General features: G+C 40.4%; 21 protein-coding genes and 1 pseudogene. 17 read left to right on the top strand and 5 right to left on the bottom strand.

What is annotated here, in order from left to right; translation table 11 throughout:
- Positions 1-3 precede the first annotated feature (3 nt).
- The 11 genes and pseudogenes from ACX5J7_RS11095 (at position 4) to ACX5J7_RS11045 (ending at position 13397) form a co-directional block, all read left to right on the top strand.
- Entirely contained in the window at positions 4-636 is a 633-nt protein-coding gene (locus ACX5J7_RS11095) for an NADH:ubiquinone reductase (Na(+)-transporting) subunit D (protein WP_015068139.1), read from the top strand.
- A gap of 3 nt (positions 637-639) precedes the next feature.
- A complete protein-coding gene (gene nqrE / locus ACX5J7_RS11090; protein ID WP_015068138.1) occupies positions 640-1248 on the top strand; it encodes an NADH:ubiquinone reductase (Na(+)-transporting) subunit E in 609 nt (202 codons plus the stop codon).
- A 20-nt stretch (positions 1249-1268) separates the two neighbouring features.
- On the top strand, positions 1269-2501 hold the full coding sequence (gene nqrF, locus ACX5J7_RS11085; RefSeq protein ID WP_015068137.1) for an NADH:ubiquinone reductase (Na(+)-transporting) subunit F: 1233 nt from the start codon (positions 1269-1271) through the stop codon (positions 2499-2501).
- 117 nt (positions 2502-2618) lie between these two features.
- Entirely contained in the window at positions 2619-3644 is a 1026-nt protein-coding gene (locus ACX5J7_RS11080) for an FAD:protein FMN transferase (RefSeq protein ID WP_498707231.1), read from the top strand.
- Between the two features lie 9 nt (positions 3645-3653).
- Positions 3654-3887, top strand: coding sequence for a (Na+)-NQR maturation NqrM (nqrM, locus tag ACX5J7_RS11075; protein ID WP_020746637.1), 234 nt, complete (start codon positions 3654-3656; stop codon positions 3885-3887).
- Between the two features lie 479 nt (positions 3888-4366).
- Positions 4367-5449 carry a site-specific integrase gene (locus ACX5J7_RS11070; RefSeq protein WP_498707229.1) on the top strand — a complete coding sequence of 361 codons (1083 nt, stop codon included), beginning with the start codon at positions 4367-4369 and terminating at the stop codon, positions 5447-5449.
- The gene (locus ACX5J7_RS11065; protein ID WP_498707226.1) at positions 5442-7649 is read left to right on the top strand and encodes a hypothetical protein; all 2208 of its coding nucleotides are present in this window, start codon (positions 5442-5444) and stop codon (positions 7647-7649) included. Before ACX5J7_RS11070 ends, ACX5J7_RS11065 begins: the two co-directional genes overlap by 8 nt.
- A gap of 73 nt (positions 7650-7722) precedes the next feature.
- Positions 7723-10494 (top strand): hypothetical protein, encoded by a 2772-nt coding sequence (locus tag ACX5J7_RS11060; protein ID WP_498707224.1) that lies wholly within the window; start codon positions 7723-7725, stop codon positions 10492-10494.
- On the top strand, positions 10487-11029 hold the full coding sequence (locus ACX5J7_RS11055; protein ID WP_498707223.1) for a hypothetical protein: 543 nt from the start codon (positions 10487-10489) through the stop codon (positions 11027-11029). Before ACX5J7_RS11060 ends, ACX5J7_RS11055 begins: the two co-directional genes overlap by 8 nt.
- A gap of 196 nt (positions 11030-11225) precedes the next feature.
- A complete protein-coding gene (locus ACX5J7_RS11050) occupies positions 11226-11726 on the top strand; it encodes a hypothetical protein (protein WP_498707221.1) in 501 nt (166 codons plus the stop codon).
- 254 nt (positions 11727-11980) lie between these two features.
- A pseudogene (locus ACX5J7_RS11045) lies at positions 11981-13397 on the top strand (ISNCY family transposase).
- 85 nt (positions 13398-13482) lie between these two features.
- On the opposite strand, the gene ACX5J7_RS11040 reads toward ACX5J7_RS11045, so the two are convergent.
- From ACX5J7_RS11040 to ACX5J7_RS11030, 3 genes are all read right to left on the bottom strand, one after another.
- On the bottom strand, positions 13483-13830 hold the full coding sequence (locus ACX5J7_RS11040) for a hypothetical protein (RefSeq protein WP_498707220.1): 348 nt from the start codon (positions 13828-13830) through the stop codon (positions 13483-13485).
- Positions 13831-14286: 456 nt separating this feature from the next.
- On the bottom strand, positions 14287-14541 hold the full coding sequence (locus ACX5J7_RS11035; protein WP_498707219.1) for a hypothetical protein: 255 nt from the start codon (positions 14539-14541) through the stop codon (positions 14287-14289).
- 123 nt (positions 14542-14664) lie between these two features.
- On the bottom strand, positions 14665-15369 hold the full coding sequence (locus ACX5J7_RS11030) for an HNH endonuclease family protein (RefSeq protein ID WP_498707218.1): 705 nt from the start codon (positions 15367-15369) through the stop codon (positions 14665-14667).
- Between the two features lie 392 nt (positions 15370-15761).
- Here ACX5J7_RS11030 and ACX5J7_RS11025 point away from each other — a divergent pair, with 392 nt between their 5' ends.
- Positions 15762-16271: a hypothetical protein gene (locus ACX5J7_RS11025; RefSeq protein ID WP_498707216.1), complete on the top strand. Its 510-nt coding sequence runs from the start codon at positions 15762-15764 to the stop codon at positions 16269-16271.
- Between the two features lie 441 nt (positions 16272-16712).
- Here ACX5J7_RS11025 and ACX5J7_RS11020 read toward each other — a convergent pair whose 3' ends face one another.
- Positions 16713-16979, bottom strand: coding sequence for a helix-turn-helix domain-containing protein (locus ACX5J7_RS11020; RefSeq protein WP_498707215.1), 267 nt, complete (start codon positions 16977-16979; stop codon positions 16713-16715).
- Between the two features lie 72 nt (positions 16980-17051).
- Between ACX5J7_RS11020 and ACX5J7_RS11015 the strand changes: the two genes are divergently transcribed.
- Positions 17052-17570: a VspR family transcription factor gene (locus tag ACX5J7_RS11015; protein ID WP_498707214.1), complete on the top strand. Its 519-nt coding sequence runs from the start codon at positions 17052-17054 to the stop codon at positions 17568-17570.
- A complete protein-coding gene (locus ACX5J7_RS11010; protein ID WP_498707212.1) occupies positions 17567-18946 on the top strand; it encodes a DEAD/DEAH box helicase in 1380 nt (459 codons plus the stop codon). The genes ACX5J7_RS11015 and ACX5J7_RS11010 overlap by 4 nt, the downstream gene beginning before the upstream one ends.
- A 300-nt stretch (positions 18947-19246) precedes the next feature.
- Here the strand turns inward: ACX5J7_RS11010 and ACX5J7_RS11005 are convergent, their stop codons facing one another.
- On the bottom strand, positions 19247-19762 hold the full coding sequence (locus tag ACX5J7_RS11005) for a hypothetical protein (RefSeq protein WP_075607504.1): 516 nt from the start codon (positions 19760-19762) through the stop codon (positions 19247-19249).
- 2064 nt (positions 19763-21826) lie between these two features.
- On the opposite strand from ACX5J7_RS11005, the gene dinB reads away from it, so the two are divergent.
- From dinB to hxsD, 3 genes are read left to right on the top strand one after another with little or no spacing between them, the layout of a single operon-like run.
- Positions 21827-22888: a DNA polymerase IV gene (gene dinB / locus ACX5J7_RS11000; RefSeq protein ID WP_498707210.1), complete on the top strand. Its 1062-nt coding sequence runs from the start codon at positions 21827-21829 to the stop codon at positions 22886-22888.
- A 41-nt stretch (positions 22889-22929) separates the two neighbouring features.
- Positions 22930-23286 carry an outer membrane protein assembly factor BamE domain-containing protein gene (gene bamE / locus ACX5J7_RS10995; RefSeq protein ID WP_498707209.1) on the top strand — a complete coding sequence of 119 codons (357 nt, stop codon included), beginning with the start codon at positions 22930-22932 and terminating at the stop codon, positions 23284-23286.
- The gene (hxsD, locus tag ACX5J7_RS10990; RefSeq protein ID WP_498707207.1) at positions 23268-23552 is read left to right on the top strand and encodes a His-Xaa-Ser system protein HxsD; all 285 of its coding nucleotides are present in this window, start codon (positions 23268-23270) and stop codon (positions 23550-23552) included. The genes bamE and hxsD overlap by 19 nt, the downstream gene beginning before the upstream one ends.

Below are 23552 nucleotides of genomic sequence, written 5' to 3'. Positions count from 1 at the left end.
CTCATGGCAGATACTAAAGAAATGAAAAAGGCCCTCTTTGGGCCAATCCTGGACAACAACCCGATCGCCCTACAGGTATTGGGTATCTGTTCAGCACTGGCAATTACCACTAAGCTGGAAACAGCATTGGTAATGTCGCTAGCGCTTACAAGCGTTGTAGCGTTCTCAAACTTGTTTATTTCACTAATTCGTAACCAGATTCCATCTAGCGTTCGAATTATTATCCAGATGACCATTATTGCGTCGTTGGTAATCGTTGTTGACCAAATCCTAAAAGCATATTCGTATGAAATATCGAAGCAGCTGTCGGTATTCGTTGGTCTTATTATTACTAACTGTATCGTAATGGGTCGTGCTGAAGCCTACGCCATGAAGAGCCCACCTCTAATGAGCTTCCTTGATGGTATTGGTAACGGCTTAGGCTACTCTTTCATCCTGATTGTTATTGGTACAATTAAAGAGCTATTTGGTTTCGGTACTATTTTAGGTTTCGAAATCCTTCCACTGGTTCAAAACGGTGGCTGGTACCAAGGTAATGGTTTGTTAATTTTACCATTCAGCTCATTCTTCTTAATCGGCGGTATGATTTGGGTTATCCGTACTATCCGTCCTGAGCAAGTAGAGCCTAAGGAGTAAGTCATGGAACATTATTTGTCGTTATTTGTTCGCTCAATCTTTGTTGAGAACATGGCGTTATCACTATTCTTAGGTATGTGTACCTTCCTTGCGGTATCTAAGAAAGTTAAAACTGCTATGGGTCTTGGCGTAGCGGTAATCGTGGTACTAGGTATCTCGGTTCCGGTTAACCAAATTATTTATGTAAACATTCTTGCTCCAGGCGCATTAGCGTGGGCAGGTTTCCCAGAAGCTGACTTAAGCTTCCTTAACTTCCTAACCTTTATCGGTGTTATCGCGGCATTGGTACAGATCCTAGAGATGAGCTTAGATAAGTTCTTCCCAGCGCTTTATAACGCACTAGGTATCTTCCTTCCGCTTATTACCGTTAACTGTGCAATCTTCGGTGGTGTAGCGTTTGCAGTACAGCGTGAATATAACCTGACCGAAAGCGTTGTTTACGGCGTAGGAAGTGGTATTGGCTGGGCAATTGCAATTGTGTTGCTTGCGGCAGTACGTGAAAAGCTTAAATATGCTGATATGCCAGATGGTGTTCGCGGTCTTGGTTCTGTATTCATGATCGCGGGTCTAATGGCACTAGGCTTCCAGTCATTCACTGGTATTCAGCTGTAAGAAAGCTCGGGAGCATATAAATGAATAATGTAGAAATATATCTAGGCGTCGGCATGTTCATTGCCATCGTTCTAGCGCTGGTATTTATTATCATGTTTGCCAAGTCTAAATTGGTACCAAGTGGTGATGTCACTATCACTATTAATGGTGACCCAGACAAAGCAATCAAAACTGCACCGGGTGGCAAGCTACTTGGTGCTCTAGCTGATGCAGGATACTTCGTATCTTCTGCGTGTGGTGGCGGTGGTTCATGTGGCCAGTGTCGTGTAGATGTACACTCAGGTGGTGGTGAAATCCTTCCAACTGAACTAGACCACATCACTAAAGGTGAAGCGCGTGAAGGTTGCCGTCTTTCATGTCAGGTTGCGATTAAGCAAGACATGGAAATCGAGCTAGAAGAGTCGGTATTTGGTGTTAAGAAGTGGGATTGTGAAGTTATCTCTAACGATAACAAAGCTACCTTCATCAAAGAGCTTAAGCTTAAAATTCCTAACGGCGAAAGCGTACCTTTCCGTGCAGGTGGTTACATTCAGATTGAAGCGCCAGCTCACCATGTTAAGTACAAAGAGTTCGATATTCCTGAAGAATATCGCGGTGACTGGGAGCGCTTTGGCTTCTTTGACATTGAGTCTAAAGTAGACGAAGAAACCATTCGTGCGTACTCAATGGCGAACTACCCAGAAGAAGAAGGCATTATTATGTTGAACGTGCGTATCGCTACGCCGCCACCTAATAACCTAAGCCTTCCTGCTGGTAAAATGTCATCGTACATTTGGAGCCTGAAAGAAGGTGACAAAGCGACTATCTCTGGTCCATTCGGTGAGTTCTTCGCGAAGGAAACTGAAAACGAAATGGTATTCGTAGGTGGTGGTGCGGGTATGGCCCCAATGCGTTCACACATTTTCGATCAGCTTCGTCGCCTTAAGTCTAAGCGTAAGATGAGCTTCTGGTACGGTGCACGTTCACTTCGTGAAATGTTCTATACCGAAGACTTCGACGAGCTAGCAGCAGAAAATGATAACTTTGAGTGGCACGTAGCACTATCAGATCCTCAGCCAGAGGACAACTGGGAAGGTTACACAGGGTTCATTCACCAAGTACTTCTTGAGAACTACTTGAAAGATCACCCTGCACCAGAAGACTGTGAGTTCTACATGTGTGGACCACCTATGATGAACGCGGCTGTAATCAACATGCTTAAAGAGCTAGGTGTTGAGGACGAAAACATCATGCTAGATGACTTCGGTGGCTAAGCTAATCGCTTAAAAAGTTAAGCATAATAAAAGGGGCGCAAGCCCCTTTTTTGTTGAAGCAAAACGCTTAATGCACATTGTTAGTGAAAAATGTGCAAATTAGCTAAGGACAACATCGTGATTCGTTTCGCAATTCGAATTTTTCTCGCTTTTTTTGCAATAGGCATATTAGTACTTGCAAGCTGTAGTGATAAAAAAGCGCCTGTAGTACATCTTCAGGGCCAAACAATGGGTACAACCTACAACGTTAAATACCTTGTAGGTAAGGAGCCGGTAGAAGGGTTACAGGCTGAAATAGACGCACGTCTTGTTGAAGTAAACAAGATGATGTCAACGTATGACCCTACATCAGAACTTTCAAGGTTCAATCAGTATCGCTATACCGATAACTTTGCCGTATCGCCAGACACTTTGACCGTGGTTAATGAAGCGTTGCGTTTAGCTAGCTTAAGCGGCGGTGTGCTTGATGTAACGGTGGGCCCTTTGGTGAACTTGTGGGGGTTTGGCCCAACAAAACGCCCCGAGAAAGTACCAAGCCAAGGGGAGATCGACGAAATTAGAGACTATGTGGGTTATCAGAAACTGTCGACCACGCCAACCGGTCTCAAAAAAAGCCACCCCATGCTCTACGTCGATTTATCGACCATAGCCAAAGGTTTTGGTGTAGATGAAGTGGCAGAGATCCTTGAAAAGCACGGTATTGAAAACTACCTTGTAGAAATAGGCGGTGAAATGCGCGTGAAAGGTGAACGTGGCGACGGCAGCGAGTGGCTTATCGCTATTGAAAAGCCGGTTACTACTGAACGCGCAGTTCAAAAAGTTGTCTCAATAGGTGAAAACGCGGTTGCTACGTCGGGCGACTATCGTAACTATTACGAAGAAGACGGGGTTCGTTATTCGCACCTAATAGACCCAACTACCGGTAAACCTATTTCGCATAATTTGGTATCGGTAACCGTTGTCCACCCTTCATCTATGACATCAGACGGTCTAGCTACCGCGTTCAATGTTATGGGGTGGGAGCAAGCGATAGCGATCGCCGAGCAAGAACAGCTTGCCGTATTCCTCATTCGTCGCACCGATGACGGATTTGAGGAGTATGCGTCGCCAGAATTTGATAAACTGGTCACAGTTCATAATTAGGGGGTAGCGATGTCTACATTTATTCTCGCTTTCGGTTTCTTTCTTACTATGGTTTTGGCCATGGCCGTTGGCTACCTAGTTCAGAAAAAATCTATTTCTGGAAGTTGCGGTGGCTTAGGTGCACTAGGTATTGAGAAAGCCTGTGATTGCCCAGAACCGTGTGATCGTAAAAAGTCACGCATGGAAAAAGAAGAAGCCCGCCAGAAAAAGCTAAACGAGTGGAAGCAGAACCAAATTTTGTAATGCTTCGCCTTTCGTTGGCTTAAAATCTAAAAGCGCTGTTAGATGCTAATCGACAGCGCTTTTTTTGTTTTTTTAACACAGCCGTGAACTATGCGTGCGAGCCATCAATTCTATTTAGAATCCATAACGAACTAGTGTAATTCAACGTTATTAGTAATATACTGTCTTTTTGTACAGTTTTACGTTTAAAGCTAAAGAATGAAGGCGGACAATGCGAAAAATTATCCACGTCGACATGGATTGTTTTTAAACTAGAAGGTGTTACGTCAGAATAAAACTTGTAAGTATATTAATGTCTTCTACATTTGAATAATTAGCTGACAAATTATGGAATCAACTGTATGCAACGTTTTTGTGACAAGTTGTATAACAGACATTGGATTTTTCTTTCTGATGACGATGTGCCTATTCTTCTCCCCTGTTTATATTGTAGATATATGCACATAACCGGGTTTTCAGTAATTCAAGAAAGAAGACGAGTGGAGCAAACGGGTGCTTTCGAGTTTCTACTAAAAGAAGTGGAAGTTGGTGAGAGTGCCCAGTACGAACAGGGTCAACAGTTAGGTCTTTTCTTAGAATGGGTGGAGGAATACAGCCATCCTTTGGTCACTATTGATTGGCATATTGCACTTCCTGCAGATTTAATAAATGAATACATCAATGAATACTTGATTGTGAAGCTGCAAAAAAGCGAAGTCGTTGTATATAAAGCTCTCAAGTCCCTTCGCAATTATTACAACTGGTTAGCTTGCTTCTTTGATGTAAATTTAAAAAAAATATTCATTTTTGCCGAATACCGAGCATTGGCTAGGTCCAACAATAAACCTAATACAGTCGTAAAGTATCTTCTACCATCAACAAGGGAGGCGCTATATCAGCATACGGATAATTTACTTGAGGAGATCGTACTCAGAAATGGGGGGGAACTAGGTTGTCGAACCTCCGAAAACCGAGGGTTGTATCTAGATGACTTCCAAGCTGACGGTAAAGTGAGGGAAGGATTACTGAGCTTGTTTAAGAAGCTGCACGAGTTGCCTTACAAAGAAGAGTTTGATTACCACCTTCCTTCCTTCGATGCAAAATACGGTTCTGCAAGAATTCTATATATCCCTCGCACCTTGCTTCAATTAATGGAGCGTTATTACAACATAGAACGTCCAGAGTCGGAGTCGAATCACTTACTTGTTTCTAATTCGAGCAATCACACAAAAGGAGAGGTTATTAGGAAGGGCTACGGAAGTGCTACTTTTTATAAAACACTTAGGAAACTAAAAAACACTATATGCAATAGCCCAGATGCTTTCTTAGGTTACCAATCCATTGATGAGGCGAGCGTTTATCATCACTTAAGACATTCGTTCGGGACAGACGTCTTTTATAATTTATGTGAAAACGCAAAAAAAAATTACGAAACCATTACAACTGAGTCGAGAGTTTATATTGAAACCGCTCGACGCCTTGGTCATAGAGTTAACGGTAGACATGCCAACCAAACGACAAAAAACTATATTCACGCATGTGCTGAGAGAGAAGCATTCTTGAGGGCAGTAATTGATGAATAATGGTAGGCGTTACAACCTTGAGCAACCTCTTACAAGCTGTAAACTTGAGAAGTTACTTTCGAACGAAATCAAGCGAAGTGAGCGAATAATTCCAATAGCGCAACCGTTTAATGCAAGGTCCCTCTTCGTCCCTAAAAGTAATAATACTGCCGAACGTACTATCACTATGACAGACTGGGCTCAGCCCGATAAGGTTGTACTTTACAAGGCGATAATAGCATCTTACAACTATGTATTTTGCGATAAAGAAGCCCCAATAAGCAGCAAAGAAGCTTTTGCGAGAGCAGCCAGTTTTTTCATTGAATGGTTAAATGTAATCCGAGTTAAAAACCGGTATGAGATATTGAAGCATTATGAGACTGATCGAATGAATGAGCTGAATAATCATGGTGGTAATAGCCCATTACATTTGTTAATGACAATTCTGAATTACGCGATAGACTCGACAGGTTTCCGAGAAGAGGTAAGTGCAAATGACTATGACTTCATAAGGGAGCTAAGAAAAACAAAAGTTAGTCCAAACTTAAATAAATCGCAGAAAACGCTTGCTAGCTATTTTGGTGCATTAGATTGGTTAAGACGTGACGATATTGGTATTGGAACAGAGTTATATTCCGCGCTAGCTTCTCCAAAATTAACGATAAACTCTCTTAGCTTGACTTCTGCGACTGTTATTTTGGAACTGAACAACTACAAGTCTGAATTAAGAGCTTTGATTCAAGAACTTTGCCCAAGATTATCTAAATGGATGGAGGTTGAACCTAAATCTTTTACAAAGTCAAAAAAACAAGAGTACATGGGAAATATTCTTTATTACACGGTTAGTGCCTACCATAAGAACACTTCAAGCTCGAATATATCATTAGGAACTTTAGAAGCACTTGCTCTATCAATTGCTGCAAGTGAAAAGTCTTATTTTTTGCTATTAAAGACATTAGCCTCTCAAGATAGTTGTGATGCTTTACTTTTGAAAAAAGTCTATTCAAAGCAAAGGTTTAATAATGACTTTTTTAGAGCGCATATAACTGCCAATAACAAGGGATGTCTGTTTTCTTTTGAAATACTGTACTCTTTATTACGTGGTGAGACTAAGTTTGTTAGTGGTGTCGAAAATATGATGTTTGGATGGCTAATGGCTAGCTTGACAGTTCAACCTTACGATATTCAAAAATTGACCCCTAAATCCTTTAGAAAAATCCAAATAGGCGGACGAGATACTCAAATAGAATGCGAGTATTTCAAAGGCCGCTCGAGAGTTTTCCATACAACTCGTGCCCTTTCTGCAAAAGAAGTCGAAGGGCAAGCATTGCTGACTTATCTGAGTGTAATGCCATCAGGGAGGAAACTTTACACTCCAGCTGATCAAAATATTAGAAGAGGAATTCGTTCAATTACGGGCAGTGTGAGACTTTTGCTCAATTGTGAGAGCATGATTGCTGCGATAAGAATCTCGCATAAAAACAAAAATATCCCGTTAATAATTCCCTCAGCGTATTGTGCGTTGATAAAGAACGGTTCTCATCCCGAGAATATAACTGAGAATCCGAAAAAAGAAACTATCCAGGCTAGGATTAAATTGGTCAGTAAATCGGAATCACCGTGTCGAAACGGACTATTTGGCCTGCAGGCGATAAAAAATAGCGCAGTTCACGCCTTTAGTGATCCTTATACCTATCATTATCTAGTCAATCGAAACTCTCATACGAACCAAACAGAGAAATTAAGTTATCTAACTGAGGACAACGAAGCTTGGATTAATAATGCGGGTAGGATTACTCGCGAGGTTATGTTCGATCTAATTCAAAACGTTTTTACTTTGGACTTTGAAAATAATGAGAGCGTTAAAGTCAAGGCTTTCAATTGTGAGTTTATGACAGTTACTGAGAACATTTCTTCTAAATGTGAGGAGATGAATTCAAGACTACGTTTTGTAACCGGTCAAGCGCAAGGTAGAGTCAATGAGGTCGGCATACTCGCTTTTTCTAACAGTATAGATGGTGAACAACTTTCTCCAATTTATGTTTTAGATAATCCATTATCTGCTTTCAAAATGCTCAATTATATCCATGAGTTTAAGAAGCATTATAAAAAATTGCTTTCATCAAACCCTAGATTTCTGTTCGAGACGGTAATGCCCACGGTAGAGTGGATAGAGGTCACTCTGGGAAAGTTAGATAAAAAACTCTCAACAAGTTGGTAGAGAACAATTTACCAAAATGGTTAATAGTGGAGTAGTGATGAGCGTTTTTCACTCACTTTAAAAAGGAGCAAGTATGGCGTTAGCAATTTTGAAAAATGAGGTTGATTCCCTAAGGGAGGAGCAAAACCAGAAGTTGTTGGCCAACCATTTCTTTATAAGTGAGCGTGGAGATTACTACACGGATGTTTGGTATTTTTCAGGTAAAAATAAAATTACAAAAATTGATTTTTCAGTATTTGACTTATCTATTTTCAGCTTGGATTCATCCGCAACAATTCATAATAACGGAAATGAGTCAGAATTAAATTCAAAAGAATACGCAAAGCTTCTTTGCTCGGTAGTTTTGACACACCGAAGCTACCAAGCAGTACAAACAACCTATCAAATGTTGATGCATATCTTCGCTTTTCTTAAGGAAAACGATGAAATAGTTTTGGACGCATCCTTGCTTGAACGGTTCTGGACTTCCTTTATGGCACGAACAGTCGATAAAAATGGTTTCTCTAATAGGATTTCGACTCCGTCGTACTTGGGTAAAATAAGGCCCGTAGCATTACCCAAATTAAGAAATCAACTACTGGCTTTTGGAGTTAAGGGGGTGATTGATCAAAAGCTTACACAGAAGAAAATTGAGAACAGTCTTGATAAGGTGTGCCAATCACAGTATAGCGTAACATTGAACGAGTTTAAAAAGTCAGGCAGTTTCAACTTTTTAGGATTAGAGCTAGGTCAGTATTATGTAGATTACTTAAATCATGTTTATCAAACTAATTTCTTCTATACCTTAATTTGTAAAAAAGCAATTAGTACAATGCTCAGTACACTGAATAAGGATATTATCGAAAACCAATCATTGAGAGGCCGTCTCACCAACGTTATCTTCAGAGCCATTCTTGGTGAGGAGTCGGGCAAAAGTCGTATTTCAACGAATGGTATTAATCATTTAGCTTTTAAAGCAATGACTGAAGAAGCACTCATAGCCGAGTACAACCAACACTTCGAATCAACACTCTCATTGAGAGAAGAAAATATTAGATCGCTTGTGATCGATCTCGGTCTAAGTAATAGATTTGATGCTGTTGAGGTCATTCGAGTTTTAATGTTGAAAAAGTACTTGGGGTTGAACGGAAACAAATCAGCAGATGACATCTGGAATAGTTATCTATCGTCCTTGGATAAATCATTTATTGATAGCCGATTGTTGAATTCGGTTTGTGCCGATGATGTTTATGACAAAATGCGATTAAAATTGAATAAACAAAGACTTACTGATAAGAAATTCCTAATCGACATTCAGCAGTGGGCAGTAAAGCTGATGGCAACGTCTAAGGCCTATAAAGAGTTTAGAAAACTTCTTAATACACAGCTTCACGCCATGACAGCGCTTTTCGTTGCTTGGACTGGGTATAGAAAATCTGAGTACGGTTTCCCATTGAGCGCAATATCTCCGGAAGCAAACTTAGACATCCTCGATAGTGCTCATGTCCCTTTTCGATTTAAGTTAAAGTGGTTCGTTCCTAAAACTAATGGCACTACCAAAATAAATAGGGAAGTTACATCACAATGTTATCAAGTGGCAGCACAGCTTAATAAATTATTTTGTCATGAAAACGATGAACCCTGCCTTTATTCTTTGACTGAGACAAAAAAGAAAGCAGATACATCTTACTCTGAACTTTTCATAGAAAGTAGAGTTAAAGCAAATTGGTCAGGATTCATTAATGACTATAAGCCCTTCAACGAGGTTATTCGTTTAGATGAACTAACAGAACAAGTAGGTGCGCTATCATTACGAGAGAAAAACGAAATTGAGGACTTATCTGTTAAATACTGTTTTGGTAGCGCTCGATATAGACAGTTATTGTCATCAGCCAAGAAGGTACGCCATGATTGGCTTCGTTTGTCACTTACATCCTTTGGCGGTTCTCAATCTCAGAGGAATCTAAAACAATCTTTAGTCGAATACATTCAAGGAATTCCTATCCAGCATGAAGGCTACAAAGCAATCTTCGACATGTTTCTATCAAATGAAACGAAGTCACTACTACAGTCAGGCTCTATTAACTTAGGAGATGTGAAAACAATTCGAGATATAAACTCTGAGCTGCTAGAGGGTGTGCGCTATCCATCGGCTCATTCCTTCCGGCACATTTGGGCAGAGGCCGTGCTAACTCGCTATCAGGGTGATGTAGGTGCTGTCATTCGTCATCAGTTTTGCCACTTGGACAACTCGTATTTCATGTCATATCTTAGAGAAAAAGATGCTAGAGGTCTGATGGCATCCGCAACGCAACGTTATCTAAACTCTGTTGTAGAGCTTCTAATCATTGAATCAGGAGAATATGGGGAAAAGCATTTAGGAGGATTCTCTCGGTTTGTCAAGAGAGCTGCTCAGCTGACACAAGTTAAAGCGGATGAAGAGTTGCTTGCTTTGCGGGATAAAATTGCTGGGAGAGTTATATATCTTCAATCTAGCCGCTTTGCGATGTGCATTCCCCGTGACGGAGGAGAGGGGCGTGCCAAATGCGCTATAGGAGGTAGATTAAATCCACAAGACGCGAAGCTGGAGTTTTGTCTTGATTGCATAAATTCATGGATTACAGAGGGAAATATCCGAGGCATTTGGCAAACTATCCAGCCAATGGTAATCGAGGCAATGCAACCTAACGGAATCGGTTTCTTACTTGAATCTCACCTTCCCGCTTTGACGTCGAGTCGGAGACGGATAATTGAGCTCAGGAATAAAAGGAACAGGGAAAATGTTGATAAAATACTTTCAGCAATAGATGGAGCTATTAGTTCGATTAGATACAAAATAGCAGCAGAGGACATCAATAATGGATAATAAACCTCTTAATGAATTGCTGACTGATGATTTTCTCAATTCGTTAGATGACAATTCTGAACCAGAACCCAGCACTAAACTCTCTTGGCTGGTCGATGATGAGGAGCATACTACTTACAAAGCTTATCAAGCAATTATCGTATCAAAAGCACAGGCCGAAAAAATGATAAGAGACTTTGGGAGAATTGAGACTTCGAAGACACCTAAATTCTATCAACTGAAAAAGTCAAATATTGCGGAAAAAGTCGGAGTGTCTGCACAAAGTATATTTAATATGTCTTCATTTAGTACTGATATCAGTGACTTTTTTGACGCAGCTAATATTGAACTTCTTACTTTGCATCAAGCTGAGCAAAAGAAGCAGCAACGACGAAAAAAAACTGGGCTAAGAAGAAAAAAGAAAGAAATGGTGGTCATGAGTCATCAAAGTCTAGAGAGGAAATACAACACCCTCAAAGCCCTCACTACCAAGGCGGTTCTGGACTTATCTATTGAAAGAATGCCAAGCGATCTCAAAGCTAAACTTGGATTGTGAGCAATAATTCTGCTCTAATAAGCCTTTTAACAACATTTACTTAAATCGAGCAAGGGACAAGAAGGCTCAATGATTATCAACTTAATTAACTCATTCACTTCGTTCGATTGGACACTTACACGCAGAGCGTCTTCGCCATTATGCCCTACGTGCCTGCGCCCGTTATTGAAAAGTTACATACAAACTGGAGAGTAATTTGAATATCTGGACCAAACCAATATTTACAGGGCAAAGATCAAAAAAAGCACTTAAATGGTTATTCATTATGTTGCACTTTGTTGGAGGTTTCTTCGTTCTGTGGTTAGCATATTACTATCTGCAACTACTACTAGAAGGGCCGCTTACTGATAACTTGTTGGTCAAATCTTTATTAGAAACCTCTTATCTTGTAGCCGGTGTAGCATGGGGAAATATTGGTTGGGATAGGCTCAACGCAATAACACCTAAAACCAGCGCCTCAGATATAAGTAAAAACATTATTTTTACTACAGCGCCAATAAGCATTATCGTTCCGGGCATTCTTTTGGTATCTGAGCTTGTTTTCAGAGTTTCTGAGGGTGGCTGGTCTTGGGCTTGGTATCATTTTTCTGTATCAACCATTTGGGGCGTGGTCGTAGTTATTTCCTTAATATTTGCGTATAGGAAGTATGTAACAGGTAAATCAAGTTCGCAGGCTGCGCCTGCTGGGACACGCTAAGGCGCGCCCCTTATTTAAGCGTTGAATATCCGCTTCTTGTTTTGAGCTGCCTGTCAGATGGTATCTCAACCAGCAAATAAAAGTGTCAGAATAGATATGAGCCACTACATTTTATACTGTGAACACCAAGCGATTTTGTCGTACTTTAATTACCACGCGATTCTGTCGTAGTCGCTAATTACCAAGGGAAATTGACGGTTATCTTTAACCGTGTTCTTTGAATGTTTTGTTTGTGCATTTGAGGAACGCTAAGGATGATTGTGTTGAATTCCAAAGCTCAATTGACAGTTGATGTCATCGCGAAAGTGGCTGAGCGTAAAATTACGATAGCCAATGCCACTAAGCTCCTCAATAAATCCAGACGTACTGTTGAACGGTATTTGCAGCGTTACCGAAGCCAAGGGTTACAGTTTGTTGTTCACGGAAATACGGGCAACCAGCCAGTTAATAAAACGCCTGATAGGCTTAAGCAGCACGTTCAGTCGCTAATCCGCGAGAAATACTATGACCTGAACTTGTTGCACCTCGCCGAGATACTTGAGACTCACGAACACATTCTTGTTAAGCGCGAGACACTGCGTAAGTGGGCACATGATATCCATCATGTAAAACGGGCGAAGCGCAGGCGCAGCCGTGTTCACAAACGTAGAGAGCGAATGGAAGCACCTGGATTAATGCTACAAATGGACGGCAGCACACATCGCTGGTTCGGCGATAAGAAATCGTGTTTAATCGCCATGATTGATGATGCTAATAGCGATATTCATGCTGAGTTTTTTCCGTCAGAAACGACTGAAGGGTGTATGAAAGTCATGCGCTCAGTCGTTGAAAAATACGGTGTATTTAAAACTCTGTATGTTGATCGTGCCGGAATATTCGGTGGCCCCAAACGCTGCAACTTCTCCCAGATGCAACGGGCCTGTGAGGAGTTGGGGATTGAAATCATCTTCGCCAGTTCTCCTCAGGGTAAAGGCAGGATTGAACGCGCCTTCGATACCCTGCAAGACAGGTTAATACCGGAGTTACGACTTAACAATATTACTGATATGACGGGCGCAAATAGCTACCTCCAACACGTCTTCATCCCTCAGTTCTGGCGTAAAAACTTGGTTGTAAAATCAAAAACGTCAGACACCGAATATGTGCCTGTATCCCGCTACACCAATCTTGATGATATCTGCATCACCAAGGTCTACCGGAAAATACGCAACGACCATACGTTTAGTTACGGCGGAAAACTCTACTTCATCGACTCACCGCTTAAGCACTCAATTGCAAACCAGAAAATTGAAATTCGTACTGGTAAATATAAGCGGTTTGAAGCTTACTTCGCTGGACGACAGCTACAGGTAACAGAAGTCACTGAGCCTGAAAAGGTGTCCTCGGAAGACAATGAGATCCAGAAGAAACTAGAGGTATTAGCTTTGGCTGACAGGCTTGGAAATGTGGCAGAAGCATCTCGGCTTAGTGGCGTCTCCCGCGATACGATTTATCGTCATCGAATTCTCTCTGGCTAACCCACATCTAGGACAATCCAAGGTGTCACGGCTGCTCAAATCTGAAAGAAACGTCGATATACACGCTAGCGGCGTTCGCAATATTTGGCTAAGGGAAAACATGAACACTACTGCGTTACGATTGGCAAAGCTTGCCGAAGAGCAGCAACATTGATAGTGTGATTACGTCAAAATCGCTTGGTACTTATACCGTCAGTATCCCTTGGTAATCACACCACTACATTTTATACCACTACATTTTATAAGCTTTCAGATAGAATTTTGCTTTCATTTTCCAACAGTGAAAATTCTAACGAGCTGTCAATGATTTCGTTAATCTGACGATATAGGTTACCAGCTTGACGTAAAGAAATATCCTCGAGGCCACTATTTTCAAGCAACATAAGAAACAAATTCAGTGGTTTTCCGCTATCTTCTTCTATTTTTGGCTCTAACTTTCTAACGTTACCTAACAAAGTGTTTCCATAGATTCTTGAACCATCAGGCGCGAACAGCTGCATCTCAAGACCCCGAGCTTCTACGTCAGTTGATAGGAGTGCTCTTGCTTCATCCAGAAAGTCTCTTACATTCCACGAATCTTCGAACACCTCAATATTCTTCGAGTTAATGCCCTTTCTTTTTACAGTAAAATCAGACCTGACTCTTCTTTCCGTTTTTTTTCGGTACAACCTAATTTCCGTGCCATTAGGTAACTTATGAAATCTCACTAATTTAGTTGAAAAGTCAGCCAAAGAACTGGATTTAAGTTTTCGGGCCATTATTATTCTCCGTAATGGGTTTACAGGAGAATAGTATACCCACCCTGGTATATTGTAAAGTGGGGGGGGTATTTTATCGAGCAGCTTTCTACTGCGAATTCATAGTGACGCTTGTTACTACTGAAAAATCACACTCTGTGCTTTCATGAGAAAGAACATGAAATGTCTGATTCACGTACGCGGCAGATCACCATTGCACAAAGTATCCATAAAAGCCCCTTCAGGTACGTCTGCGCTTTTGATTTAAATAAAGCTATTTAACTTACTAAACACCGGTTTACTCGCTTACACTCTGTAAGTGGGAGCATTTACACGCATATCCTCTAAAAATTTAAGTATATCTTTCTCTAGCAAAACCATTTCATCAATCAATTCTTCGTCTGTAAACGCTGAAAACCTCGGGTCTCTGCGAACATCAAGAAGGGGCTTTGCCTTCAAAACAAAGCGTGAAAACGCTTCTGCACCATCGATATCGCATGTATAAGCGAGGTAGGTGTCGGCGACAATAGCCTTCACTTCATTGGCGTATGAACATTTCATGTAATAAAGCCTATTTAAGATAGCAATACGGAAAAATTTAACTCACTTTCTTCGAACAAGTAACTGGACTAGTGCACAGTTGTTCTATTTCTTTGCATTGACTCTTCCGTTATTTCTTGTGGGCTAATTACCGGTACAGGCTTTCTGCATTCTGTTAATGACTCTTTTCTCAATAGGAATCAGTAGGAGACCATATTTGTCAATGACGTGCATAAACCGCTCTACGTATTCGCATCGGTAAGTATGATTTGGTGGTAACCACTCATCTAAGCCTTTAGCGCCTTTTTGTCGATTAAGTGATGCTTTAACAAGTAGGAGATTTTGAGGATCGTTTGCAAATGTCTGCCTTTTATCTCGGGACCATTTATCGCCACCATGACCGTGAGCAAATTTGAGTGGAACAATGTGGTCAAGGTCAAGCGCAGTAGAATCGGTAAATGTTTCTCCCGAATAAGGGTCATACCATTCACCGACGGCGACTTGGCAACCTCTATCGGTTTTAAACTCAACAGGAGTGTTAGATGTTAATATCAACATTTCATGGCGTGTATTCTGGCAGTCACTGTCATCGTCAATCCAATGCGGCCAATCGGCTCTTTCATAGTCAGTGGTAAAAACTCTACCTTCACTTAATGCTTCTTTTTCCGCTTGTTGATATGCCGATTTTGATTTGGGTAATCGACCACCGCTTTCAAGGCAGGTTTCAATAGTACTAAACGCTTCGAAGTTTTTGGTTCGATTATAGGATACACTCGATAAGTCATGACAGATGCCCGATGTGCTTTTCTTAACTTGAGCATGAGCATCATTTGGTAATCCGCATGACAATATGGAGAAACTTAGCAAAAAGAGTATAAGTGTTTTTCTATTCATAATTACTTGTAAGCTTTAAAAACTCCCAAATAATGCCAAGGATAGCGGTTAGTATCACCTTTGAAAAGGATATATAACTAGCGTATCGTCCGCCGTTTACCGACATTACGCGTTCATATATACTTAAACCTGCCAAGACTGAATGCACACTACGATTGCTTGCCAATCGTAATTTTGAATAGGATTTATGATGGTTAGAACCGACTGGATTTTTAGTGGCGATGACCATAGCTTACATCAGGAATATCCTGCTGAAGGCAGCGATATCAACCCAAGTGACAATGCAAATCCGGCACAACTTATTATCGACTTTCCTAATTCTTTTAATGTTACCCAAGGGCACACTAGTGATGATGCTTTTTCCTCAATTGTCTGTCGATATTCCGGCAGATATCATGGATAGGATGGCTATCGCGTGGTGCAAAAAAAGAAAGCTGCACGGGGCGCTCGGAGGTCCAGTTGGCCTTGAGTTTGGCTCCGTAGATTGTGATTATGACGAGCACGCTTCCGAGAACCTCGAAGAGGGTGCTGAGTTATTGGAACAGGTAAGAGAAAGAGAAGGACAGCCTGAAACAGAAACTAGCCTTGAATTCGATAATATTTTTGATGTTGTTGCAAGTACTAAAGAAGAAGCTCAGCGGTTAAAAAAAGAGTCTGATGACTTAATTAAGAATAGGGACTTCAACGAGCCAAGTAGAGAGCGTTCGATGCTACCTACTAAATCTAAAATAACGGCCCTTCGTATTCTCAACCATATTAGAGCAAATGGAAGTATGAATAGTGAATCATCATTGCTGTTAGCAATCGAAGAGGCGTTATTAGCAAACGACACTATATCCTCTGATGAACATTTTTAGACTCAACCTTGGGGTTTGAAGATAAATAGGTAGCAGAAGTAAATGCACCAAGAGCACACAACAATGGTCGACAGCTACTCGTTGAGACTAATCAGCCCCCAAATATACTAGTTAGTTCGCTTGAACCTCATAGCATTAAAATTATTGAACGATTAATTCAACAGAGAAAACTGATTTCAGAACACCTTTCGAAATGAAGCGACACTATCTCTAATGGGTAATCTATCGATGAAATAAGTGGTCTAATACGTGTTCTTTATCAACCGGTAACCAGCCCTTTTCCAAATAGTCATCTAAGCACTTAATTCTTTAATAAGAGACTGCATATCTGCACGGCGGATATGAACATAGAACTTCTATCAAACGTTAGCATACTTATGAGCTGAAGGTTAAGAAATCATAGCTACCGAGCTGTGAAATGTTGATTGGTAGCAGGAACGTTCATGACCTCGAAGTTTTGTGATTCGTATTCATCGACTTCATTATAACTGAAATCCCCTCTAGCGGGTCCACCTCAAGAATTTGGCACAACTCAATAAATTCCACGAGCTCTATTTTTCGTCTTGCTTGTTCAATCTTTCCTAAGATGGAATGATGCTTGCCCCATTTTTCCGAGACATCTCGTAAAGAAAGAGATTGTTCCTCACGATGTGCTTTTAACCACAGCCTAAGTTTGTCGTAGTGAGGTGAATAAACTGATGTTTTCATTGTCTCGATGATAGAGACGAAGTAGACTGTCGCGAAATTCGAGACGAGCATTTATATAAGAGACATACCTCAATGCCAAAGAAGCAGTATGACATTGATATACAGAGTTTTATTCGCTCAACATCATTGGAAACATTTACAGTTACAGATGTCACGAGACATCTTTTACAGATTCACGCAACGTTGTTTGACAAAAAGAAAAACGCCACACAGTTTGTTTATCGCCACCTCAAAGCACTCGAAAGGCAAGGAGTCATCAAAACATTAACGACAAACAATCAAAAAGCCATAGTTTTCAGTTGGTCAGACTATGGGAAAACTACTAATAAAGCGCAAGAACACCCCCCATTAGAAAGTAAAAGTTATGAGCACATCATAAGTAAACTGAAAGAAAAAATAAGGTCATACAAGGCTGAAATGTTGACAAATATTGGTGAAACCGAAGCTTATACTGAATGGGTAAACGAAATGCCTGAATTAGCAGACGATATCAAGTCCCAATATCAACAAACGCGAGAGCAAACAAAAGTGATGCTAGGAAAGGTAAAAGGCTTCGAACGCCTACTGGCTCAGTATGAAGCGCGTTTATGACTGAATTAAGAAATTGGCAGCGAGAAGCTATCGAAGCTGCCTTAGAAAAATTTGAAGCTTCATACTCTCACTTTTTGTGTCTAGCAACACCTGGGGCGGGTAAAACCGTTATGGCATCTGCACTCGCAAATATTCTTATAAAAACAGGCAAGGTCGATTTGGTATTGTGTTTCTCGCCATCAACTGTGGTCGCAAATGACTTTAAGGTTGAACTTGAAGCTATAACTGGGAGACGTTTCTGTGGTGGACTTGGTGCAAGTGGCTCATCACTCACTTATCAAAGTATGAGGTATCTAGATACTCAGTTTTGGACATTGCTCGAAACCTTCAATGTATTTGTGATTCTTGATGAAATTCATCATTGTGCCGGTGACGATACTCAAAACGCAAATGCATGGGGAGAACAAGTCCTAATGAATATACAAGGCAAAGCACGCTACACGATGGCGTTAACGGGTACGCCATGGAGAAGTGACGCTATTCCTATTGTTTTGGCCAATTATGTGAGCAAGGATAATAGATTATTGGTCGATTATAGATATGACCTAACTCAAGCTATTAAGGATGGCGTGTGCCGCTCACCGCATATCACTCTACTCGACAATGAGCTCATAAATGTTATTGAAAATAAAAATAAGCGTTCTTTTACGTCTATTGCAGACTTTCTTCTAAAAAGCGGATTATCGTATTTCGAAATTATTGTCCACAATGAGATAATCCGCGAGGTATTAAAGCATGGAATAATACAATTAAATAAAGAACGTCAGGTTTCCCCAGATGCTGGAGGATTAATTGTCGCTGCATCAGTATCTCATGCAGGACAAATTCAATTGCTATTGGCTGAGTTAGGCGAATCCAGTGAAGTTGTAACATATCAGGAAGATGATCCAGAAAGCCTCATCAGGCAATTTAAAAGGAGTTGTCAAAAATGGATTATATCAATTGGCATGATTAGCGAAGGAACCAATATACCTCGTTTAAGAGTTTGTTGTTATTTATCACTGGTCACTACAGAACTTTATTTCAGGCAGGTGTTAGGGCGTGTTTTAAGAAGCCAATATGCACCTGTCGAGACTGGTTACCTAATTGTTCCCGCACATCCTCGTTTGCTCGAGTATTCAAACCGAATCACTGAAGAAGTACCACATTATGCAGTGATAAAATCATCAGGTAAAAATGAAGATGAAGACTTGTTTGACTCTAATACAGAAATGAATAGACATACCCTAGCTGAGAGCACGGAGCGTGGAAAAGACGCCGAATCACCGCGAAATGTTCAAGTTGATATGAAGCCCCCTCAAGGTTTACTCTCTTCTTGGTATGACTCATCTATCGACTCTTTCGGTCGCTTTCAACAAAAAGTTTTTTCGTTATAAATTTACTCAACCACTGCTTTCCTAGAGCTTTTTTACTTTTTATTGTAAAGCTAGTGACTATGCGCGAATTACGCTGCAGAAAAGTATAGTACTGAACGGCCCCTGTGTAAGTCCTTAAATCCGTCGTCCTGATGAAAATCAGGATTTGCTGTGTACGTGATGCAGACGGCCTCTTTTCGAAGGTGCTTAGTGGCAATTCTAAAGGTCGTGTTCAGACAAAGAGCGGACGTCCAATGATGTGATATCTGCTTATTGCTTTTGTTATAAGTTGATATCGGAATTTATTGGCAGTCTTTGATTTTAAGAAGATAACCTGGACCAGTCTATTTTGTCCTTATAGCTTTGTGGTTGCTGATCAATCGATTGCATTACTTTTTCAAGTATCGTAGCTGCCGAGGTGCCTTTCTCTCGTTCTTGAGCAATCAAAATTTCATTTCGTTTAAGCAATGATTCGTTCTGGCTAGCAAAGAGAACTTCACTTGCATCAGTTACTGGCTGACCAGTTCTAGTGTATGTTGCTCCGTTACCTGTAGCCGGATTCAAACTAGAGATATCGATTAAAGGGTTATTAAGTCCGTATGTAAAAGCCGCAAGCATTTCTTCGGCTTTTTGATTGCTTTGATTGGCTACTTGCATCACAAAACTATTCGAAAACTCTCTGCCTTTTTCCTTCGCAGCCAGATCTAGCGCTGGCTTTGAAAGTATGACTGTATCTCCTTGGCTTGTAGGCGCTTCATCAACGACATTTTGGGGCTTTGTTTCAGACTGCTTATATGTTTGTATGGGAGACGTTGCGTAACTGGATGATATGAGCATAATTTTGCCGAACTATTAATTGATGATAATAAAGAGCAATTCTTAGACCAAAACTGAACAGTATTCATTTCAGAAAAGTGCATTTTTCTTCAATAACAGATAGCTTAAAGGTTATGATTATGAGGCTTTCATCCGACTTACCACCATTAAACTACTGATAACTTAATACGGCTTTACCGGAACTGTAATAAGGCTATTTGTGCAAAACTAGCTTTGTTCGCGCGGTTTAACCGAAGAGACGCTTTTAGATTCTTGAAGTTATCCAACTGATTAACGTCGAGGCAATACTTTTCCGTTTGACGGCAGGCATTGTCCTTCTGAGATTCGATAGCTCCCTCGACCCTATTGTTTGATGTTTCGCACCTGAACGACCGCAATACGTACATTTGAGTCATTGACCATGATAATTTGTTGATAACAGAAACACTAAGATGAGTAAAAAAGTTTATAACAACAGGCTAACGTTTTAACCTTTACAACTCTTTTTTTAGTTACTGTGTTTCTTTGACAAGTTCGATAATATGTTCAGAAGGTTTCATGACATTTCGTTTTGTCTGGAGGTCACTGTATGCACGTACCCTGTTAATATAATTACTACCAAAAAGGACAAAGAAGCAGACCATAGGGTCACTTTTTGCAAATCAATGGACGCATGTTTAAAGCCTAAAATCCCGAGAGCCACTAAAATGAGCATGGAGACAATAGCGAATATATGAAGATAGGCCTTTGAGTTCTTTTGCAAACAATAAATGAACACTGGCGCCTATAGCGAAGCCACCGTATATAAGACACAGTAAAGTATGAAAGAAATAACCAATGCCCAGTTTAACTTTTGCGAACTCCAATACCGTGTAGATGTTTTCCTCTAATCTATCTTCTCGGTCATGGTTCGAAGCGTCTAATTTATCTTCTTGTGCATTTTTCAGCGTACTTCTATTGGTTGTTATGAGTAATGAAAGAACTGAGTTGTTTGTTAATATAGCTCCCATAAGAGAGGTAAATTTTGATGTGTTTATCGGTATAGATGTCGCGCGTGCAAAAGAAAAGTAACTGCCTCGGTCATGGGCAATAAGGAAGATGGACGGTTATTGCCGTTTCAGTGAGCGAAATATCAAATAAAACCGCCGGTAGGTTTGAGCAACGCATAATCTTCGACGTAATACCCCTCCCGCAGCTTCGTCATGCCTTTGCGCTGCAACTCCTGCTGCATAAGCAAAAATTAGGCAGAGGCCTCTTGTGCTAATCTGACTCAGAGTTATACAACTGCTTCGAGTGTTTTATCGTTTGAGGTTTCCAACAGCGGCCACGATTACTCACTTGCTCTAGAGCGTGCGAGAATTTCACTCACATTGAAGGGCCAAGACTGAAGAATTGGCCGATGTCTCGATAGCTCAAGCCTACTTTGAATTTGAGATGCGTAACTTCTTTAGTCTTCTCATATCTCTTCTCTTTCCCCGCATGGCTGCTCATCACTTCAAAAAAGCGATGAAGTTGAGCTTACCAGTTGATTCGGTCAGAAAGAGCAGAAGATTTCGACCATCTGAACAATGATTTCGGAAAGACATCACTTTTGATCGAACAGCTCTGAAATAGACGGCTGGTTAAGACTGAAGTCAGTGATAGCTTTGAGCCGAAATGGGTGCTCGTGATGTGCCGGAGCATGCACCAGCATATATCGTCAATAGAAAAGCATACTTCACATAGTTAAGAAGCTCACTCTTCAAAGGCAGACTTTATTGTCTCTCAACATCTACTTTCGATTACTTTAGAAGCGGTATAATATTAAACTGTATAAGCGTACAGTTCAATGGTGTAAAATAGCAACAGTGTCCGAAAAGGTGCTTTGGATATGGAGTCAAGTAGTAATGGTAAGTAATTTGAAGATTGAGATGGAAAAAAATCCTCATGAATATGTTATCTAACCAGTCAACACTTTGATGAAACTAAAAAACAGGTCGATAAAGACAGCCTAAGTATCGAAGAAAAATAAGACATTTGAAATATGATTAAAATTGATATTCTGAATAATACATTGTCGATATTGACAGTTTTCACATAGTACTAATGAGGAAAATCGCTCACATTGATATGGATGCATACTATGTCTCAATTGAAATCAGAGACAATCCATCGTTAGCTAATAAGCCAGTTGCTGTTGGAGGCAAATCTGACCGTCGAGGGGTTCTTTCTACTTGTAATTATATTGCAAGGCAGTATGGTGTTAGTTCGGCAATGCCAACTGGGTTAGCTCTCAAAAAGTGTCCCGATCTGGTTGTAGTTCCCGGAAGAATGGAAGTTTACAAAGAGACAAGCCAAATCATTCATGGCATCTTTGAAAAATACACAACTAAAATAGAGCCATTGTCACTCGATGAAGCCTATTTAGATTTATCCGACTCCTCACTACATCAAGGTTCTGCTACCTTGATTGCTCAAGAGATCAGGGATGAGATACGAAAGGCTACAGGGTTAACTGCCTCAGCAGGGATAGCGCCGCTTAAGTTCGTCGCTAAAGTAGCTTCCGACCTAAACAAGCCAAATGGCCAATGTACAATAGCACCAAATCAGGTATGGGAATTTATAGAGACACTACCATTAGAAAAAATTCCCGGTGTGGGCAAAGTAACTTTTAAAAAGCTTAAGGCACTTGGATTCGAAACCTGCGGTGATATAAGGCGATCTGATGAAGGCTTGTTAGTGAGTAATTTTGGGAAATATGGTCACGTATTATGGAATCGTAGTCATGGAATAGATGATAGAGAAGTCCAAGTAACCCGTATAAGGAAATCTGTTGGGGTTGAGAGAACTTTTGATTTCGATATTAGTTCACAAAGTGAACTTGAAGCGATAATCGTTGAAAATTTATTACCTGAGTTGAAGCGTCGCTCATCAAAATACCTTGAGACTCGTTTTATGAATAAGCTTGGCGTAAAGGTTAAATTTAACGACTTCCAACTAACTACAAAAGAGCAGAAAGCTAGTGAAATTAGCTTAGATTTGTTGAACATACTGCTATCGGAAGCAATGCTCAGGGGGAAGGGAAAGCCTGTGAGGCTGCTTGGTATTCATATCGGTTTACAAGAACCCGATGAGCATAGTTTACAGCTTGGACTGGGGTTGGAGTAGTACGAAAGCTTATGTTTTTTGTTATTTAATTGAGGAGTAAGATGAAGCGTTATTTGTTATTTATTTTTTTTATTTTTGCATTTCCGAGCAACGCTAGTGAGGAAGATGAATTAAAAAGTTTAGTGATAAGTCTTAATCAGCATGTAGCTAATTTGGAAAAGAGAGTCAAAGAATTAGAAAGCCTTGTGAAGTCAAAACCAGTGAATGTTTCCATTGAAAAAGCCACGTGGAGAAAATTGCAAAGAGGAATGAGCTTTTCTCAAGTAAGGGGGATTTTAGGGGAGCCAAACACTATTAAAGCAGGTTCACTTACATATTGGTATTATTCATCTTCGTTATCATCATCGACAATTACTTTTTGGAATGACCGCTTGGATTCATGGGTAGAGCCAAACTAATGATATTGCCTTTAAGTAAACAATTGTATTCTGAGATAGTAGTAAGAAAAGCACTCTACTGGTTAAAGCCAGATTATCAGTGGACAATGGAAGAAAATGAGAATGAATGGCTGATTACACTTAGTTGTAGCCAAGATGACTTTTTAAGTTATAAGTATGAATTGAACAAGTTGCTGAATGATTATTCGTTGAGAGAAAAAATTGACTCGCGGACTGATGATTTAAAGTTAGCAATAATCAGGAAAGTACTAAAGGATTTGAGTTAG

The sequence above is a fragment of the Alteromonas infernus genome (genome assembly GCF_902705815.1).
This window is presented reverse-complemented; position numbering and strand designations above follow the sequence as displayed.